The 18,294-nt window shown below is 39.5% G+C and carries 11 protein-coding genes; 10 read left to right on the forward strand and 1 reads right to left on the reverse strand.

From position 1 onward, the window contains the following. The first annotated feature begins 810 nt into the window (after window positions 1-810). The 3 genes from HG267_RS18265 to HG267_RS18275 all read left to right on the forward strand — a co-directional run bounded on the left by HG267_RS18265 (window position 811) and on the right by HG267_RS18275 (window position 5,606). Complete coding sequence (locus HG267_RS18265) at window positions 811-2,628, forward strand: peptidoglycan D,D-transpeptidase FtsI family protein (protein WP_052335039.1); 1,818 nt, start codon at window positions 811-813, stop codon at window positions 2,626-2,628. Between the two features lie 209 nt (window positions 2,629-2,837). Next, window positions 2,838-4,763, forward strand: a complete 1,926-nt coding sequence (locus HG267_RS18270) for a transglycosylase domain-containing protein (protein WP_045867818.1) — start codon at window positions 2,838-2,840, stop codon at window positions 4,761-4,763. A gap of 165 nt (window positions 4,764-4,928) precedes the next feature. Continuing rightward, complete coding sequence (locus tag HG267_RS18275) at window positions 4,929-5,606, forward strand: response regulator transcription factor (RefSeq protein WP_045867817.1); 678 nt, start codon at window positions 4,929-4,931, stop codon at window positions 5,604-5,606. A 597-nt stretch (window positions 5,607-6,203) separates the two neighbouring features. Here the strand turns inward: HG267_RS18275 and HG267_RS18280 are convergent. Beyond that, window positions 6,204-6,329, reverse strand: coding sequence for a hypothetical protein (locus tag HG267_RS18280; RefSeq protein ID WP_255325136.1), 126 nt, complete (start codon window positions 6,327-6,329; stop codon window positions 6,204-6,206). Between the two features lie 128 nt (window positions 6,330-6,457). Here HG267_RS18280 and HG267_RS18285 point away from each other — a divergent pair, with 128 nt between their 5' ends. The 7 genes from HG267_RS18285 (at window position 6,458) to HG267_RS18315 (ending at window position 18,262) form a co-directional block, all read left to right on the forward strand. Further along, entirely contained in the window at window positions 6,458-6,679 is a 222-nt protein-coding gene (locus HG267_RS18285; RefSeq protein WP_045867816.1) for a hypothetical protein, read from the forward strand. 56 nt (window positions 6,680-6,735) lie between these two features. Then, window positions 6,736-8,175, forward strand: coding sequence for a glycosyltransferase (locus tag HG267_RS18290; RefSeq protein ID WP_045867815.1), 1,440 nt, complete (start codon window positions 6,736-6,738; stop codon window positions 8,173-8,175). 88 nt (window positions 8,176-8,263) lie between these two features. Continuing rightward, entirely contained in the window at window positions 8,264-8,626 is a 363-nt protein-coding gene (locus HG267_RS18295) for an STAS domain-containing protein (RefSeq protein WP_045867814.1), read from the forward strand. A 31-nt stretch (window positions 8,627-8,657) separates the two neighbouring features. Beyond that, window positions 8,658-11,075: a sucrose synthase gene (locus HG267_RS18300; protein WP_045867813.1), complete on the forward strand. Its 2,418-nt coding sequence runs from the start codon at window positions 8,658-8,660 to the stop codon at window positions 11,073-11,075. A gap of 159 nt (window positions 11,076-11,234) precedes the next feature. Further along, the gene (locus tag HG267_RS18305; RefSeq protein ID WP_045867812.1) at window positions 11,235-12,005 is read left to right on the forward strand and encodes a sucrose-phosphate phosphatase; all 771 of its coding nucleotides are present in this window, start codon (window positions 11,235-11,237) and stop codon (window positions 12,003-12,005) included. A 717-nt stretch (window positions 12,006-12,722) separates the two neighbouring features. Continuing rightward, window positions 12,723-13,118 carry a four-helix bundle copper-binding protein gene (locus HG267_RS18310; RefSeq protein WP_045867811.1) on the forward strand — a complete coding sequence of 132 codons (396 nt, stop codon included), beginning with the start codon at window positions 12,723-12,725 and terminating at the stop codon, window positions 13,116-13,118. Between the two features lie 392 nt (window positions 13,119-13,510). After that, entirely contained in the window at window positions 13,511-18,262 is a 4,752-nt protein-coding gene (locus tag HG267_RS18315; protein WP_045867810.1) for a beta strand repeat-containing protein, read from the forward strand. Window positions 18,263-18,294 lie beyond the last annotated feature (32 nt).

The raw sequence follows: 18,294 nt of genomic DNA on the forward strand, positions 1-18,294 counted from the left end.
TTTAGTTTGGAGAATTTTAATTTTTCTATATCCTCAATAAAAAGCTGATTGTAAGTAGGTAGACACGAATAAACTTAACGATGTAAAAGAATGTAAATTACTCAAAACTCTTGCGATTGCTACCCTAGCCTGCGGGAACGACTTCTCTACGAGACGCTGCGCGAACGTCGAACGGGAACGCTTCTCCTGCGGAGACGCTACGCGAACGCGAACACTTCGCTTTGCTACGTACCCTTCGGGAACGTCTTCGACGAACGCAATGACATAGTTATAAATTTTCCTGCCCACTTACTTAGTAGTCGGATTTAATTTGTCAACTTACTGGTTTTGCACATTGACCGTTGACAGTCAACAGTTAACAGTCAACCATTACCAATAGTAGTTATGCAATTTAAAGCTGTATTAGCTTAGAGTTATACAATATTACAGATTGTAGCGATTTCTGACAAAACTTGTGGATTTAATATCTATTCGATAATTACCCGATTTCTAACCGATTTCTACCCATTTTTTTAATATATAAGCTGTAAAGTTAAACATAAAGAAAAACTCACCAGACTATTTTGTTTTTTGCTACACTTTTATGTCTCATTTTCCAGTTAATATTGCTAACCTTGTACTAACCAAGGAACAGTATCATAAGCTCAAATTCTATGCAGATAGTCAGCATATCTCCCTTCAGGAATCAATTATATTGCTAATTGATTCTCTACCTAAGCCTTCTCAAAGTTGCCAAATTTTAAATAATAGATATTCAATTTTGTCTTCTAGAAAGTTTCTGCAAAGCTTTTATGAAATTCTAAATTAGCTATGGGTAAGTTTCATGGTAGAACAAAATCCCAGATTTCTGATAATACTGGATTCAAAAAGCGGCATAATTTCAGACGATATATCAGCAATAGGCTATCTATAAATACCAACAAGCAAATACCAAACACTAGAGACAGGCTGTTTGTAACTTGGTGCATATTAATGTTATCTGGGTTAGGTTTGGCTATTAATTTGTATCAATTGCAAATTGTGCAGGGAGAAAAACTGACCAAAAAAGCTAGAGAACAGCAAATGGTAACGTTGCGACCTTTTACACCTCGGCGAATGGTTGTAGATCGCAATAATGATCTCTTAGCTTTTGACCGGATTGTGTATACTTTATATGCCCATCCTCAATTGTTTCAAAAATCGCCAGAGGAAATAGCACAACGCCTAGCTATCATACTTAATAAAAATGCTGATGAATTAGTCAAAATATTTCAACGTCAAAAAACTGGGATTTTGCTGGACTCTGCTGTCCCAGAAGAAATTGCTACTCAGATATTTGCATTACATCTGAATGGCTTGGAACTAACTCAGAAATACTTGCGATTTTATCCAGAAGCAGATTTAACTGCAGATGTGGTGGGTTACATCAATACAGAACGTCAGGGTCAAGCTGGTGTAGAGTACAGCCAAGAAAATTTACTAGCGCGTTCTGCACAAACTCTCAAACTCAGGCGAGAAGGAAACGGCGCATTACTCCCAGATGGTACGCCAACAGGATTTCTCAGTGTTGATGACTTGCGACTACAACTAACTATTGATAGCCGTATCCAAAGAATAGCGCGGGCTGCACTCAAACAGCAAATAGAAAAGTTTAGGGCAAAACGTGGTGCTGTAATTGTGATGGATGCATGGGATGGTTCGTTGCTAGCTTTAGTCTCTGTACCTAGCTATAACCCCAATGAATATTCCAAAGCTGATATTTCCCTATTTAAAAATTGGACAATAGCAGATCTATATGAACCAGGATCGACTTTCAAGCCTTTAAATGTGGCGATCGCATTGGAGACTGGTGTCATTAAACCAGATGATGTATTTGACGATCCTGGTTTTATTAGGGTGGCCGATCGCACCATCAAAAATGCGGAGCAAAACAGCGATCGCATGATTAACATTGCTCAAATTCTACAACACTCCAGCAATGTTGGTATGGTGAAAATTATGCAGCGATTGCCAACTTCCATCTATTACCAATGGCTGCAGCGCTTAGGAATAGGACAATCTATCAAGACAGATTTGCCATTTGTAGTTAGTAGTCAATTAAAAAGCCAAGAAAAATTTATGGCTTCACCCATTGAGAAGGCGACAGCTTCTTTTGGACAAGGCTTTTCTCTGACAGCACTACAGTTAGTGCAATTGCACGGTGCTTTAGCTAACGGAGGGAAATTAGTTACACCTCACGTAGTTCAAGGACTGATTGATAGTCAAGGACAGATGCATTATTCACCAACTCTCCCCACAGCACGCCCAATTTTCTCCAGTATGACAACTCAACAGGTAATTAAAATGATGGAAACTGTAGTTGACCAAGGAACTGGAAAAGCATCAAAGATTGCTGGTTATCGCATAGCTGGTAAAACTGGTACGGCACAAAAATTTAGTTCTACTGGTGGTTATCAAAGAGGCGCTTATATCACCAGTTTCTTGGGGATATTACCAGCACAATCACCCCATTATGTAGTTTTAGCATTGGTAGACGAACCAAAAGGCGCAAATGCTTATGGTGGTACTGTTGCTGCACCAATTGTACAATCTGTAATCAAAGCATTAATTCCAATTAAGCAGATTCCGCCTAGCCACCTATTCCATTAGATATATGACATGAGGAATATTGCAAGAGCGATCGCTCTTATTTATCTTAAGACTTAGGGTGCTAAATTCTTCTTAAGCGTTACTACCATAGCAGTAGGTAAATGAGATTTATCAGAAATTAATTTACCAATTCAACTATTTATAAGTCAATTTGGCATTTTCTCCGATTTTATTTCAATTAATTTTACAAATTAAAAGGTATAATTGCCGTGTCTTCATCTAAAATTATTGATACGCAACAATCAAAAATTCAGACTTTACCTAGGTTTGAATTTTGGCAAGGAGTTGGTCAAGTAACTGGTGGGACACTGCTATCCATCATTATGTTATCAACTTCTGTAATATCTGGCGGTTTAGTTGGTTTAGCTATTAGTTTTCGAGATTTGCCAGATGTGAGACAATTACGCAACTTTTTCCCATCAGAAACAACTTATATCTATGATATAAAAGGCAAGCTTTTAGCCAGGATACATGGTGAAGCTAATCGACAAGTAGTGTCTTTAGATGCAATTTCTCCCAATTTAAAACGAGCCGTATTAGCTAGCGAAGATAGTAATTTCTTTGGGCATCACGGTATTAATCCTGTGGGGATTGGACGTGCTGCGATCGCAAACTGGTTAGCTGGGGGTGTGCGAGAAGGTGGTTCGACAATCACCATGCAGTTAGTGAAAAATCTGTTTTTATCTCAAAAGCGTGCTATTACCCGAAAAATTGCCGAAGCAGTATTAGCAATTAGGTTAGAGCAAGTTATTACTAAAGACCAAATTTTAGAGATGTACCTCAACCAAGTTTATTGGGGGCACAATAATTATGGTGTGCAAACAGCCGCACGTACTTACTTTAATAAATCAGCTGCAAATTTGACTCTAGCTGAATCTGCAATGATGGCAGGTTTAATTCCCGCCCCAGAAGAATATAGCCCGTTTGTGAATATGAAATTGGCTCAACAAAAACAGAAAGAAGTACTGGGGCGAATGTTGGAATTAAATTGGATTAGTCAGCAAGAATATAATGATGCCCTCAACCAAAAAATCAAACTTGGTAAAATCAAATCTTTTCAAGGTAGTGCTTTGCCTTACGTTACCAATACTGTGGCTCAAGAACTAATTAAAAAATTTGGGCGTGAAGCATTACTCAAAGCCGGAATGCGGGTACAAACCACAGTAGATACAGACTTTCAACTGATGGCAGAAGACACTATTAAGAAATGGCATCGAACCCTTGAGAGTGAAGGGATATATAAAAATCAAATGGCTTTAGTCGCTATCGATCCGCGCACACATTTTGTCAAAGCACTAGTGGGTGGTATTGATGCCAAAACTAGCGAATTCAACCGCGCCACACAAGCACAGCGTCAGCCTGGATCTTCTTTTAAGCCGTTTGTTTACTATACGGCTTTTGCCAGTGGTAAATTTACACCCAATTCCACGATACTAGATACCCCAGTTAGTTATCGCGATGGTAGCGGTTGGTATTATCCACGCAACTATGATAATAGCTTTATGGGAGCAATATCGATTCGTACTGCTCTGTCCCTGTCCCGTAATATTCCCGCAATCAAGCTTGGTAAAGCTGTAGGGATGGATAAAGTCATTGAAACTTGCCGTACCTTAGGCATTATGAGTCCAATGGTGCCGGTAAGTTCTTTACCACTAGGGGCAATTGGTGTCACACCACTGGAAATGGCTAGTGCTTATGCAACTTTTGCTAATTATGGCTGGCAATCACCAGCGACGATTATTGCTCGTGTGACTGATAGTAGTGGCAATGTGTTGCTCGATAATACTCCAAAACCGCAACTAGTTCTTGACCCTTGGGCATCAGCTGCCACTTTAGATGTGATGCAATCGGTAGTAAATGAAGGAACTGGTAGAGGTGCTGCTATCGGTCGTCCAGTCGCCGGCAAAACTGGTACAACTTCTTCAGAAAAGGATATTTGGTTTATTGGCACTGTACCACAGTTAACGACTGCTATTTGGGTAGGGAGGGACGACAACCGACAATTAGCTCATAGTGCAACGGGTGGTGGGACAGTGGCCCCTGTCTGGCGTGATTTTATGCAGAAGGCACTTAAGAATGTACCAGTAGAAAGATTCCAGCCACCTTCTAAGTTTCCTCGGCCTAAATCCAATTGAAAATATTAAGGTGAGATGAGGTATCATTAACAATTCAAAATTCAAAATTCAAAATTCAAAATTAAAGACATTTTCAGTCGTGGATTTAAACCCCCACTAATAATATGCTACCTGTAAACGAATGGGTCTTAAACCTGTGAATGTACGATAATAAATATTTAAGAAATGCGGATTTTGGTAGTTGAAGATGATGTGCAGCTAGCAGAAATGCTAGTGGAAGCCCTGACTGACCGTCAATATGTAGTAGATATAGCCCAAGACGGTGAAGAAGCATGGGATTTTATCAAGGGGTTGGAATATGACTTAGTGGTACTAGACATAACTTTACCTAAATTAGACGGTGTCAGTTTTTGTCAACGCTTGCGATCGCGTAACCGCAGTCTACCAGTCCTGATGTTAACAGCACGCGATACCCTGGCTGATAAAGTTACTGGCTTAGATGCCGGAGCAGATGACTATATGGTAAAGCCTTTTGAAATGCCAGAACTCATGGCGCGCATTCGTGCATTGTTACGCCGCAATCAAAGCGCTACTTCTTTCGGTGGCTTGAGTTGGGGCGATTTGCATTTAAATTCCAGCACTTATGAAGTCACCTATGCTGAACATCCTCTACATCTGACACCCAAAGAATTTGCCCTTTTAGAACTCTTGGTTTCTAGCGGTCGGCGGGTACTCAGCCGCACTGGAATCATTGAACGCATCTGGTCACTGAACGATCCACCCAGCGAAGAAACTGTGAAATCTCACATTAAGAGTCTCAGAAATAAACTCCGAGAAATAGGTGCTCCTGATGATTTTATTGAAACAGTTCATGGATTAGGCTATCGCTTAAAGCAGCTTTAGCAAATACCCGATTTCTCACCGATATTTACCCGTTAACTTCACTATTAATTGTTAAAGTTCTACAAAGAATAACTCCTCTGGAACACCACATTTTCTCCAAACATCTTAATTATTTCGTTTGGAGATTTAATTATTCATCAATCAGGCTAGTACAACACGGCAAAAGTAAAAAGTGAGCCAGTGCGGTGGACGGGTTCCCAAGGCACTCCGTTGGGCGGCTTTGCCGACTTGAAGGAAGTGCCGTCGGCATAAAGCAACTGGCGAACTCCAAAGGAGTCAAAAGTCAAAAGAAAGAATGATGATTTTGTAAGCTTTTCGCTTGTTTTCAATGGGTGGCTTATTTCAGCCGTATTGTACTAGATTATTCAGGAATGGGAGCATCCCAGTGCAGTTTGGTTAATGGGAAAAAAGGAAAGGTTTGAGTTCACCCTTTTCTTTTATCCTTTTCCTAAACCACAAGGAACCTCAAAAGTTATGCTCACAAGCATAATGGGAGCATCCCAGTTTGATACCTGAAAAGTTTCAGGGTGCATCTAGATAAATAAAGCCCACCTATCCTTGACGTTACTGAAGGGTAAGTGGGCTTTATTTTTAAACCTATCGTTGATGGTTGACTGTTGATGGTTGACTGTTGATGGTTGACGGTTGACGGTTGACTGTCACTAAATATTTAACCAGCCAAAATCTCAAATTTAAAGTTCCCAAATGGTATGAAATAGTCATACTAGAGCTATTAAATTTGATGAATCACCGATTTTTACCCGATTAATACCCGATATTTGAACTTCTAAGAAGTAACATCTCAAAAGACCCAGATTTTGCAATATTGTTTCCGGTTTGAGTAAATTACTATGTCTCAATTCTCAGTAAATATTGCCAACATCCTGCTCACTAGTGAGCAATACTTAAAGCTCAGAATTTATGCAGAAACTAATCATATATCAGTTCATGAGGCAATGCGATTACTCGTTGATTCTCTACCAGAACCCTCTAAAAACAGCAAAAAAATCGATAAATTTCATCCTTTTGTATTATCTAGAAAGTTGCTGCAAACTTTTTTTAATGCTCAGTAATTTAACTCCTAACACCAGTAGTTAATTAAAAATCTTTTGTAGGTAGAAATTTGACCATGAATAATCTTGTTCCTTTGAATTTAGTCGGGTCTGTGGAAAATTCTCAGCCAGAAACACATTCTCAACCCACTTATGCATTAATTTCAGTTCATGGAGATCCCACGGCTGAAATTGGAAAAGAAGGAGCCGGTGGCCAAAATATCTACGTGCGGGAATTGGGATTAGCATTAGCAAAAAAAGGATGTCAGGTGGATATTTTTACCCGACGCGAACATCTCAACCAAGAAGAAATTGTGGAGCTAGCGCCAGGGTGTCGCACCATTCGTCTAAGTGCAGGGCCAGCAAACTTTATTCCTAGAACCGAGTTATTTGAGTATTTACCAGAATTTGTGACATCTTGGCTGGATTTTCAACAGCGAACAGGGCGGAACTATGCACTAATTCATACGAATTATTGGCTTTCTGGTTGGGTAGGATTACAACTCAAATCTCAACTGGGATTACCCCAAGTTCATACCTATCATTCCATTGGCGCAGTTAAATACCGTGATGAGCAAAATCCGCCGCCAATTGCTCAGATTCGCCATTGTGTAGAAAAAGCAATTTTAGAGCAAACAGATTGTGTAATTTCTACCAGTCCCCAAGAAGTTGACGACCTGCGTCAATTCATTTCCCAAAAAGGAAGGATTAAAGTCATTCCTTGCGGCATTAATACTGAACATTTTAGTTCTGTCAGCCAAAATATTGCTCGTCAAGAATTGGGAATTAGTCCAGATGCTCGAGTAATTTTGTATGTAGGACGCTTTGACCGTCGCAAGGGAATTGAAACTTTAGTTAGGGCTTGCGCTGCTTTACCTTATTCCTTTCAACTTTATTTGGTCGGTGGTAGTCGTGAAGATGGTGCAGACTTTCAAGAACAACAACGTATTCAAGCCTTAGTCAAGAAGCTTGGTTTAGAAGCAGTTACAGTATTTACAGGACGGATTTTACAAGCACAGTTACCTGCTTATTATGCCGCTGCCAATGTTTGTGTTGTTCCCAGTTATTATGAACCTTTTGGTTTAGTGGCAATTGAAGCCATGGCAGCAGGAACACCTGTAATTGCTAGTAACGTCGGAGGATTACAGCATACAGTTGTGCATGGTAAAACTGGGCTGTTAGTTCCTCCTGGCAATCATCATGATTTAACCAGAGCTATTAGTAATTTATTAGACAACCCTAGTCTGACACAGTTTTATAGCAATGCTGCACATCATTGGGTTCAGTCTCGTTTTAGTACGCAAGCAGTTGCCAACCACATCTACGAACTCTATCAATTATTAACCCTTTCTACCTGCGTTCAAGAAATCATTAAAACTCATAATTTAACTCCGAATGTAGAAAGGCAAATTCAAACTTTGTTAAAGTCAAAAGCCTTAAAACCTAGTGACATCAAAGCTCTAGAAAAATTAGTTGACTCCTTTTCTAATGGTACTGTGCAGTGGGTCAATAATTAAGCCCAAATTGGCAATTTTTTAATTCAATTTAAGTTGGGTATTGTGAATGTAAAATTTAACGTTATGCCGAGAAGAGGCAGATATAGAGATGGAAATTGAGGATAGGAAACATATAACCAAAGATGGAAATACAGTAATTATATTGCAACCTAAGGTTCGGCTAGATATTAGCACATCTTGGCAGCTAAAGATGAAATTACAAGAGTGTATTTCTCAAATCAGTTGCTATGTAATAGTCAATCTCGCTCAAGTAACTTTCATTGATAGTGCTGGTTTATCTTCTTTAGTGGCTGGAAAGCGGATTGTTCAACAATTTAAAGGTAGATTCTGCATTTGTAGTCTGCTGCCTACAGCCAAATTAATTTTTGAAGTCACCATGATGGATACAATGTTGGAAATTTTTGACACTGAAGAAGAAGCTTTAAAAAAATTCTTGCCAGCTTATTTATAACTGACAACTTTGATATTCATAAGGATTTGTTATGCTGGAACTAATTAATGATATTTTGCAAAGTGAAGAAAGCATTGATTTTCGTCAATTTTTACATCAATTACGCCAGCAAAATCAACAATATCTCCTAAGAAATGATATTCTGACCGCTTTTAGTGATTACTGTAAAAGCCAGGAAAAGTCAGAATTTTTTTGTAGTACTTCTCAATTGGGAAAACTCATCTACTTCACCCAAGAAATTATCCTTGACAATGGCAATTATTGCTTAGTAGTGAGACCAAAGATTGCAAATCAACAGGTATTTCACATTACGGAAGACCTGCAAGTTGAACCAATGACCGTAGAAGAATTGTTAGACTTGCGCGATCGCTTTGTCAATCGCTTTCACCCTCACCAAGGTAATCTCTTAGAACTGGATTTTCATCCATTGTATGATTATTCACCGACAATTCGCGATCCCAAAAACATTGGTAAAGGTGTACAGTTTCTCAACCGCTACTTATCCAGCAAACTTCAGGAGTCGCAACAGTTGCAAGAAAGGCTGTTTCAATTCCTAAGTCTGCATAACTATAACGGTACACAACTGCTAATTAACCCCCGGATTCAAAATCAGCAGCAACTATCACAACAGGTCAAATTAGCACTGGGTTTTGTTAACCAATATCCTGCTACGACTCCCTACAGCCAATTGTGTTTTGAACTGCAAGAGATGGGATTTGAGCCGGGATGGGGTAACACCGCAGGTCGCATTCAAGAAAGCTTAGAACTTTTAGATGGATTAATTGATTCACCTGACCACCAGGCTTTAGAAAACTTGTTGTCTCGCATACCAATGATGTTTCGCATCGTTTTGGTATCAGTTCACGGCTGGTTTGGACAGGAAGGAGTTTTGGGAAGACCTGACACAGGTGGACAAGTAGTTTATGTTTTAGACCAAGCTAGAAGTTTAGAACAACAACTCCAAGAAGATATAACTTTGGCAGGATTGGATTTGATTCATGTCCAGCCAAAAGTTATCATTCTTTCTCGATTGATTTCCAATTGTGATGGTACTCGCTGCAATCAGCGTTTAGAGAAAGTTTATGGCACTACAAATGTCTGGATTTTGCGAGTTCCTTTCCGGGAATTTAATCCTAATGTGACACAAAATTGGATTTCTCGGTTTGAAATTTGGCCCTACTTAGAAACTTATGCAATTGATGCCGAAAAAGAAGTCTTAGCTGAATTTCACGGGAAACCAGATTTAATTGTTGGTAACTATTCTGATGGGAATTTAGTTGCTTTTTTACTGGCGCGTCGTTTAAAAGTTACCCAGTGTAATATTGCCCATGCTTTAGAAAAATCTAAATATCTATTTAGTAATCTCTACTGGCAAGACTTAGAAGATAAGTATCATTTTTCACTCCAGTTTACTGCTGACTTAATTGCCATGAATGCGGCTAATTTTATTATTAGCAGTACCTATCAAGAAATTGTCGGTACGCCAGATAGTGTAGGGCAGTACGAATCTTATAAGAGTTTTACTATGCCTGAATTATATCATGTTGTAGATGGCATAGAGTTATTCAGTCCTAAGTTTAATTTAGTGCCGCCTGGGGTGAACGAAAGTTATTTCTTTCCTTATACAGATACAGATAGACGATTTCACTCAGAACGCGATCGCTTGGAGAATTTGCTATTTAATCTCGAAGATTCCAATCTGGTATATGGCAAATTAGATGACCCCAACAAGCGACCTATATTTTCAATGGCGCGTTTAGATAGAATTAAAAACCTCACAGGTTTAGCAGAGTGTTTTGGCAAAAGTGAGGAATTACAACAACACTGTAACTTGATTTTGGTAGCGGGTAAATTACGAGTTGAAGACAGCAGCGATTACGAAGAAGCTACGGAAATTGAAAAACTCTACAGAATCATTGACCAATACAATCTCCACGGAAAAATTCGCTGGTTAGGTGTTCGCTTATCTAAAAATGATTCGGGAGAAATTTATCGCTTGATTGCTGATCATCAAGGAGTTTTTGTCCAACCTGCTTTATTTGAAGCTTTTGGTCTTACAGTTTTAGAAGCAATGATTAGCGGTTTACCTACTTTTGCTACTCAGTTTGGTGGCCCATTAGAAATTATTCAAAACGGGGTAAATGGATTTTATATCAACCCTACTCGTCTAGAAGAAATGGCACAAGTAATTCTGGAGTTTGTTCATAAATGCGACAAAAATACAGAATATTGGTTGAAAGTTTCTCAACAATCAATTAAGAGGGTTTTGACAAATTACACTTGGAAAATTCACACTACACGCTTACTTTCCCTTGCCAGAATTTATGGTTTTTGGAATTATACTTCCCAAGAAAATCGTGAAGATATGCTCCGCTACTTAGAAATACTATTTTATTTAGTATTCAAGCCAAGAGCACAACAACTATTAGCGCAGCATATGCAACGCTAAGATTAATTGATGAATACAGGGGTGAAAAGATTTTAAATTTGGGAGTGACGAATATAATTCAAAATTTCCAAGTCTTGATGTAGCAATATCCCTGTATTTTATCAAGATATTCATATTCTTTTATTATTACCAACACTTTGTAATTTTCAGGAATTAAAGATGAAACTACTTTTAGTGATTGATTTAGATAATACTCTGGTTGAGAAAGATAAAGGTAATAATGTTTTAACCCAGCGATTAGCAGACTTCCGCAAGTATATTTATTTAGTATATATTACAGATCACAGTGAAACTGCTATTCGTAAATTTATAGCACAAGCAAATATATTAAAACCAGATTACTTAATTGCTAGTCTAGGTAGTGAGATTTATCAACAGGGTTTGATTTTAGATCGGGATTGGGCTAATTATATCGCCAAAGGCTGGAATAGAGATACAATTTGGGCAATTGCCAGTCAATTTTCGGGATTGCAACTTCGCTGCAAAAGTGAACAAACCCGCTGGAAAATTAGTTTTAAATTAGATACAGATGCTTCACTTCATGTAATTAATGATTTACAAGATTTATTAAACTTTTCAGGACTATCGGCTCAGGTTATTTTCAGCAATGGGTGCGATGTTGATATAGTACCCAAAAATTGTAATAAGGGTAAAGCTACTGCATATCTGCAAAAACTACTGCAAGTAGAACCGGAGGTAACAATTATCTCTGGAGGTTCAGGAAATGACATTAGCCTATTTCAATTGCTATCGCCAGGAATTATCGTTAGTAATGCTCAGACCGAACTGCTCCAATGGCACTTTAAAACTCATTACCCTTGGCACTATTTAACTGATTCTCCTAATACTGCTGGTATTATTGAAGGGCTAGTTTATTTTAATATTTTGCCATTTCCTAATAGCTGGCGATCGCTACCCATTTCTAATTAACTCTGATGATAGTCATAAATCAGCGATCGCTGATATTACAAATCTTACTGATTCAATAGGGTGCATCTTCAAAAGCCTCTGCTAAGTAGCAGTTTTACTCGTTACCCTGTTATCTTTTAAAAAACTCCCTTTCCCAACTTGGACAAGGTTTCATAAACATCAGCAGACCAAAACTGGCTGATTAAGAAATCAGGCGTTGCACTGATGTGGGATAAATTAGCAGATGAAACCATTAATTATTAGTTCCAATCTCTACATAATTATCCTATGAGGTAGCAACGCCAGAAACTAAGGTGAGTTTGCCTTCTATATGAAGATAGTGATTTTGTAAGTATAAGTCTAACAATCTGTTGTGAAAATAACGAGCAAAATTTGGGCAGAAATCGGGTATTTATTTACAAAGCAGGTATTTGCTGGAATAAATTATATAGCGTTCCCGGCTCAAAACTGGCAAAATATTCAAAATGTGATGTCTACAACGGACTATAGTCAAGCTATTTTCAAAAATTATGAGAGTCTTCATATTTAATCTAAATTATGGAAATACAGCAGATAAACATGAATACATATATAGATAAAATTTGCATGAAATATTGATAATTCACTAGTAATAAATACTCCTTATTCCTAATGGTAGACGCATTTGCATCTTTGCATTTATAAGGTAAGGCTAAAGGCAATTATGCCTGTAACTAAATAAATACGGAGGTAAAAATCTTGGCTATACAACAACTGACCTTGAATCAAGTTAACCAAGAAATGCAGCAGTGCATTCAAAACTGCTTGGATTGTCATAGTATTTGCTTGAATACTGTAACTTACTGCTTACAAAAGGGTGGTAATCATGCGGAACAAGCTCATATTCGCTTACTGCTTGATTGCGCTGAAATTTGTGAAACTAGTGCTAATTTTATGTTGCGGACTTCCCAGTTACACGCTCATACCTGTGGGGTGTGTGCAGAAGTATGTCAGCGCTGCGCGGAAAATTGCGTAGACGCACAGCGGCTTGCCGACAGGCATCGCATGGGTAATGATGCTCAAATGAAAGCTTGCGCTGATATGTGCCGTCGCTGTGCTGAATCTTGTCGGCAAATGTCAATGGCCACTGCATAAGTAATTGTAAATGCTCGCTGGCTCTGTAATCCGAGAGTTAGCGAGTACAAACCACTATGCATAAATCTACGCTAGATTCGGCTGTGTCTGGTACGCGGCTACAAGACTTGTGGCTTATAGTCTAGATAGTCAAAGCCCGCACGCCTTCACTCCGCTACATTTGTAGCAATCATTCTCCCACTCGCTATTAGATTACCGACTTTTTCAAAAAGTCGGTAATCTGGATAGCAACATTTGCTTGAGTCATTAATAAATGTAATATTATGTTAGCTTGTGAAGCGCTAAAAGCAACACCTACAAGTATTTCAGACAATCTTGCATATGTTACACCTGCCCAGAAATACTTATAGGAGTAAGTTTAATAAACCTATAAGACTTAAGAAGAATCAGGGATGAATCAGATACAGAACTGGCTCCAAAATACTAACGATAAGCAATTGGTAGTAAAACAACATAAAACGAAGCCATCTGCAAAATCTTGCTCTTGCGATCGCACTACCTTTCCAGAGGGCTTGGGGCGAATATTAACAACCATCAATCTGCAACCAAAGCTCATATTATGCAGTTTTATCTTCTTCAGCAACGCCCCAGCTTATAGTCAAATCAATCCCGATAATACTTTAGGTGCAGAAAGTTCTCGTATCACACCCAATGTTGTAATTAATGGTGCAAACGCCGACAAAATTGACGGTGGCGCTGTACGTGGAAGCAATCTGTTTCACAGTTTTAGCGAGTTTAATATTAATGATGGGCAAAGAGTATATTTTGGCAACCCTGCTGGTGTGCAAAATATTCTCACGCGGGTGACGGGTGGACAAGCTTCAAATATTCTCGGCACATTGGGAGTAGATGGTAATGCCAATTTATTTTTAATTAATCCTAATGGTATTTTATTTGGGCAAAATGCGCGCTTAGATATACGTAGTTCATTTGTGGGAACTACCGCCAATGCTGTGCAATTTGGTAATCAAGGAATTTTTAGTGCTACAAATCCCCAAGCTGCACCTTTGTTAACGATTAATCCCAGTGCATTGCTGTTTCATCAAATTAATTCCCAACCAATTACCAATCAATCCCAAGCCGCAGCAGGTATCAGTCCTGCGGGTGAAAATGTCACAGGGTTAAGAGTCGCAGATAATCAGAATCTATTGCTGATTGGCGGAAATATTAATCTTGATGGTGGGGGACTGCGGGCTTATGGCGGCAATATTGAATTAGCAGCTATAAATGCACCCGCAACAGTGGGATTGAATATTGCCAACAATTTGCCCAGTGTCACAATTGGTGATGATGTCGAACGGGGAGATATTTCTCTGAGTAATGGTACAGAAGTTAATGTTAGAGGTGCAGATGGCGGAGGAATAAAAATTTATGGACGCAATGTCAACTTAACAGGGGAAAGTAAACTCCGCGCGGGGATAGAAACGGGTTTAGGTACAGCAAATAGTCAAGGCGGAGATATTCTAATTAATGCCACAGGTACAACAACTTTAACTGATAGCAGCTTGATTGCTAATGTGATCCAACAAAGAGCTTTTGGCAAATCAGGTGATGTTAATATCTCCACAGGTTCATTGAACTTAGATAAAGATGCGTTAATTAATGTCAGCACTATTGGGCAAGGTGATGCAGGCAATATATTTATCCAAGCAGCTGATACCGTTTCTCTAAACAGTAATACAGGTATTTTCAGCAGCGTAACCTATGGTGCTATCGGTAATGGTGGTAGCGTTAATATCAAAGCAAATTCATTAAATCTCAGCGATAATGCGAAGATAGAAACGAATGTCTTAGCAGCTTATCAAGAATTTCCCGTTGGGCAGGGAAACGGAGGCGATATCAATATTAATGTTGGTTCGCTTTCCTTAAATCAGGGTATTATCAACGCTAGTACCTCTGGACAAGGTAATGCTGGTAATATTTTAATCCAAGCACAGACCGCTGTTTCACTAACAAATAATTCTGGTATTTATAGTTATGTAGACGAAGGTGGTCTAGGTAACGGTGGTAGCATCAAAATTCAAGCTGGTTCCTTGTCACTCATCGAAGACTCAGAAATTGACACCAGAACTTTTGGAAAAGGTAATGGTGGTAATATTGCTGTCAACGCCCGTGAAGGAATTTCTTTAGACGGATTTGGTAACGATAGCAATCTATTTACCCGAATAATTAGTGCTGTTGGTAATTCAGCTGTTGGTAATGCTGGAGATATCGAGCTAACAACTAATAATCTTTCACTTACTAACAGTGCTTATGTCAGTAGTAGCACCTTAGGACAAGGAGACGCAGGGAATATCATCATTAATGCCCGTGATACTATCAGCTTTGATACAGATGCTGATGCCTATAGTTTGATAGGTGCTAAAGCAGTGGGTAATGGCGGAGATATCCAAGTCAAAACCGGAACGCTGCTGTTAACTAATGGCAGTCAAATATCCACTAATGTATTAGGGCAAGGTAATGCAGGCAATATTAATGTCGAGGCTAGCGATACTATTCAGCTTGATGGTTTTATAACTCGTGAATTTAATGGTGATGTAGGTGATGTTACAAGTGGATTAACCAGCAGTTTACTCATTGGAGGTGTGGGTAAAGCTGGAGATATTCAAGTAAAAACTCAATCGCTGTTCGTTACTAATGGTGCTAGTTTAACTACTAGTACAAGTGGCAAGGGAGATGCAGGTAACATCACCATTAACGCCAGCGATCGCGTTACCTTTGCAGGTTTTAGCGGTAAGAGTCTATATAATAGTCAAGCATCCAGCACAGGAGATGAGCGGAGTATTGGTAACGGTGGTGACATTAGTATTAGCACAGGTACACTGTTGTTCCAAAATGGCGGTAGCTTGCAGGCGTTTAATAATGGGCAAGGTAATGGTGGGAATATTTTTGTTGATGCGGCAAATACCATTACTTTTGACGGTATAGGTAAAAGCGGTTTACCAAGTAATGCCTCTACTTATGCATATAACGGTGATGCTGGTAGTATTCAAGCAAAAACTGGCGCGCTATTTTTAACCAATGGCGGATATATGTCTGCTGTGGGATTTGGGCTAGGAAAAGCAGGTGACATTAAAATTGATGCCCGCAACAGTGTGAAAGTTGATGGTGTTATCCGTGATGTAGGTTTATATAATGGTAGCGTTGTTGATGCTGAAAGTAGCTTGTCAACCAGTTTACTCAGGGGTGAAGGTAAAGGCGGAGACATTGAAATTACAACTGGATCGCTGACAGTTAGTAATCGTGGAATTCTATCTAGCAGTACTAGTGGTAAGGGGAATGCAGGTAACATTACTATCAACGCCCGCGATACAGTAACTTTTGATCATGTAGGCAATGCTGGTAGTGTAGCTTTAGATAATGCGATCGGGAACGGTGGCAATATTCGCATCAATACCGGAATATTATTTTTAACTAATGGTGGTACAGTCAATACGTTTAGTGCTGGACAGGGTAACGCTGGTAGTATCTTTATTGATACCCGCGATCGCGTTTTTGTAGATGGAGTTGGTAATCAACGGCTTGTTAGTGGCGCATATTCCTTTGCCACTAACAGCGGTAACGGTGGAGAAATCCAAGTAAATACAGGAACGCTGTCATTAAGCAATGGTGGGAATTTTTCAACTTTTGCCCAGAGAAATGCAGGAAATATCACTATCAATGCCCGTGATGCTGTGATTTTTGATGGTGTAACTAACAATAACAGTCCCAGTGGTGTCTTGAGTTATCTAATTAACGGAGGTGAGGGAAAGGGTGGTGACATCCAGATAACAACCAACTCCTTCACAGCACGTAATGGCGGACAACTCATATCCAGCACCTTTGGTAAAGGTGATGCGGGTAACATTACCATTAATGCCCGTGATACTGTCACCTTTGATGGTGTTAGTAGTAATGGCATTCCCAGTAGTGCATTTACTACAGTTGAAAATCAAGCTGAAGGTAAAGGAGGAGAAATTTACATAACAACTAACTCCTTTAGCGCCAGTCAAGGCGGAAGCATCAGTGCAAGTACTTTCGGTAAGGGTGATGCGGGTAACATTACCATTAATGCTCTTGATACTGTTAGCTTTGATGGTGTTAGTAGTAATGGCATTCCCAGTGGTGCGTTTACTACAGTCGAAAATCAAGGTGAAGGTAAGGGCGGCGATATTAACCTGATAACTGGTTCGCTTTCTGTACGTGGGGGGCTAATTAGTAGCACTAGCCTAGCTAAAGGCGATGCTGGCAATATTACAATTAACGCCCGCGATACCATAACTCTTGATGGTGCGGGTCGTGGTAATATTATCAACCTTGACAGTGTAGAGAATCCCAGTACTTTTAGCGGGGTTTTTAGTTCTGTCACGAATCGGGGTACAGGTAAAGCTGGAAATACGAAAATCAATGCGGCTGAACTTCGCATTTCTAATCAAGCAGGTATTGCAGCAGCAACTTTTGCTGGTGATGGCGGCAATATAAGTCTTGATATCGGTGATTTGTTATTGCTACGTAATGGCGGTTTTATCTCCACTACCGCAGGTACTGCCCAAGCTGGTGGTAATGGCGGTAATATTGCGATTAATTCACCGTTCTTTGTAGCTGTAACTAACGAAAACAGCGATGTTACGGCTAATGCTTTCACTGGTAAAGGCGGTAACGTTAATATCAATGTGCAAAATATTTTTGGCATTGAAGCACGCCCTAAACTGACAAATCAAAGTGATATCACTGCTAGTTCTCAATTAGGAATACAGGGACAAATCACCATCACCCAACCACAAATCCAACCGCCACAAAAACTGCTGGAACTCCCTACAGGAATAATTGACGCTAGTACTCAATTTGCTCAAACTTGCCCTAGAGACTACAATGCAAAACCCTTGGGTAGCTTTGTCGTGACTGGACGCGGTAGTTTACCACCCAATGTTTTAGAACCGCTGGCTTTGACAACTAGCCTCAGTCCCTTAGCTAGTTTGGATGGGGAAAGTGTCAACAAAGTATCGAATGCATCTTCACAAGTAAATGTGTCGGAAAGTCAGCCAATTATTGAGGCGCAAGGTTTGGTGATCACTGCTGACGGTAAGATGATGCTGGTTGCCGAAGCGCCAACAGCAACACCTGCGGCTACTAGTAGTTCTGCGATGTGTCCCGGATCTGAGTAGTCAATTTTATCATTCTTGATTTCTTTGTTTGC

The sequence above is a fragment of the Tolypothrix sp. PCC 7601 genome (assembly GCF_025677855.1).
Classification (GTDB): Bacteria; Cyanobacteriota; Cyanobacteriia; order Cyanobacteriales; family Nostocaceae; genus Aulosira; species Aulosira diplosiphon.